1 protein-coding gene is annotated in these 208 nt (G+C 67.8%); it reads right to left on the reverse strand.

Going from position 1 to position 208, the window contains the following annotated elements:
• Nucleotides 1-99: maltose acetyltransferase domain-containing protein (locus tag EP376_RS22870; protein ID WP_338068424.1), on the reverse strand; the 99-nt coding region annotated here is incomplete at its 3' end.
• Nucleotides 100-208 lie beyond the last annotated feature (109 nt).

The raw sequence follows: 208 nt of genomic DNA on the forward strand, positions 1-208 counted from the left end.
AACCGCCGTGCGCGCGGCGTTTCGCAGCGCCTCCAGTTCGGGGTCGATGCAGGAATACCAGTCGCCCGCAGCCATCTTCTGCCGTTCGGTTTGTGGCATAGCGGAACTCTCCCGGTCGCCGCCCCGTTTGGCACTCAGGCTGCACCATGCCGCCCGGTCCCGGCAAGCTGTCGTCCGGGCCTGTGCGGCTTGCCTTGACAAACCGGCC

This window comes from Alexandriicola marinus (assembly GCF_004000435.1).
GTDB classification, from domain to species: Bacteria; Pseudomonadota; Alphaproteobacteria; order Rhodobacterales; family Rhodobacteraceae; genus Alexandriicola; species Alexandriicola marinus.